This window comes from Pantoea sp. B9002, from assembly GCF_013385945.1.
GTDB lineage: Bacteria > Pseudomonadota > Gammaproteobacteria > Enterobacterales > Enterobacteriaceae > Pantoea.
Genome location: NZ_JACAPA010000030.1, coordinates 1 through 1688, shown reverse-complemented (window position 1 = coordinate 1688; position 1688 = coordinate 1). Strand labels below are relative to the sequence as shown.

The following is a 1688-nucleotide window of genomic DNA, read 5'->3' as shown; positions in this document are numbered from 1 at the left end:
TCGCGGGTTTCCGGGATCATCACTTCAGACGGGATTTTCACCTGGTTGCCGGTGCCCAAATCGTAGAGGTGGATCGGCAGATCCTGCACCGCGCCGCCGGCCTGCGGGCCGCGGATTTGCACGCACCAGCCGTTACTGATGAAGCTCTGCACCATGTTGGCGGCGAAGGCGAACGAGGCGTTGGTCCACAGGTATTTATCGTGGTCCGGGCCTTTCACTTCTTCGATGTAGTTGAAGCTGCGCACCGGCACGGTATCCGGGCCGTACGGCAGACGACCCAGCACGCGCGGCATGGTCAGGCCGATGTAGCGTGAATCATCGGTGTCGCGGAACGACTTCCACTTGATGTACTCAGCGCGGTCAAAGTAGTTGCCGATGTCTTTGATCGCCGCCACTTCTTCCATCGACTCTTTAAGGAAAAACTGCGGGCCGACCGAACCGATAAACGGCATGTGCGCAGAAGCAGCCACTTTCGACAGGTTGCGCAGCAGCGCCACGTCCTGCGCCGAGGCATCGAACTCGTAAGCTGAAATCACCGCGCCAATCGGCTCGCCACCCGGCGTGTCGTATTCAGCGACGTAAGTTTGCAGATAGAGGCCGCTCTGAATGATTTCCGGCGCGTCTTCGAAGTCCTGACGCAGATCGTCTTTCGACACGTCCAGCACTTCAATTTTAACGTTCTGGCGGAAGTCGGTTTTATCCACCAGCGACTTCAGGCCGCGCCACGCGGATTCCACTTTCTGGAACTCGTCGTGGTGCATCACCGCGTCGAGCTGGCGGCTAATCTGGCGATCCAGCTCGGCGATGTGGTGATCCAGCAGGTTTTTATCCAACTTCTCCACTTTCGCGCCGCTGATTTTCAGACGCGTCAGGAACACTTGCATCGCGGCGGTGACGCGCTCGTCGGCGGTGGCATCAGACATCGCCTGATTGTCCTGCCAGACGTTGAGGTCACTCAGCTCTGACACCGGATTGAGGTTAATTTTTTCGAACAGCGACGCGTAGACGCCGCCCGCAGCCGGGCGATCCAGCACGGTGGTTGCGCCATTGGCATGGGTTTCATTCTGAACTGACATCAGCATTCTCTCTCTATAGTCCGTTACGGGGATGATCAGGCTTGATCGGTGGCTAACGCAGACAGCTCGCTGCGCAGTTCGTCGCTGAGTGCCGGGTCTTTCAGGATGGCTTCCAGCTCTTTGCGGAAAGTGACGTTATCCAGCAGGTTGGATTTGAGGTCGCGCAGCAGATTGCGCATCGCCAGCATGGCGCGCAGCTGGGGAATTTGACGGGCAACCTGCTCCGGCTCGAAGTCCTTCATGTCGCGGAAGTTCAGCGCCACGTTCTCATCGCTGCCGTCGCCGGCCAGGGTGTTCGGCACGGCAAATGACACCGCAGGCGCGATATCGGCCAGCACGCTGTTGAAATTGTTTTTGTTAACGTTGATTTTTTCGCGCTCAGACAGCGGGCGATCTTCCGCACCGTTGCTGAAATCGCCGGTCACCAGCAGCTTAAGTGGAAGCTCGGTCTTCTTCGCGGCTGAACCCGTGTGCAGGTCAAGCTTCAAATTTATACGGGCTTTAGGGATTTCGTTCTGGTAAGAGTTGCTCATGTTTACTCCTTGTAAAAATGGCGCGGAAAGCACGCGTAGGCACACTTTCCCTGTGTGTTACCGCGCGAATATATAGCTG

The 1688-nt window shown here is 57.3% G+C and carries 2 protein-coding genes; both read right to left on the bottom strand.

Translation table 11 applies throughout. The annotated features are described in order from the left end of the window. Positions 1-1082: type VI secretion system contractile sheath large subunit (gene tssC, locus HX773_RS15640; protein ID WP_176972267.1), on the bottom strand; the 1082-nt coding region annotated here is incomplete at its 3' end. A 29-nt stretch (positions 1083-1111) separates the two neighbouring features. Then, complete coding sequence (tssB, locus tag HX773_RS15635) at positions 1112-1609, bottom strand: type VI secretion system contractile sheath small subunit (protein WP_176972266.1); 498 nt, start codon at positions 1607-1609, stop codon at positions 1112-1114. Positions 1610-1688 lie beyond the last annotated feature (79 nt).

Excerpts from the sequence above, each read along its gene's own strand:
- tssB (WP_176972266.1), bottom strand. The coding sequence starts at position 1,609 with ATGAGCAACTCTTACCAGAACGAAATCCCTAAAGCCCGTATAAATTTG.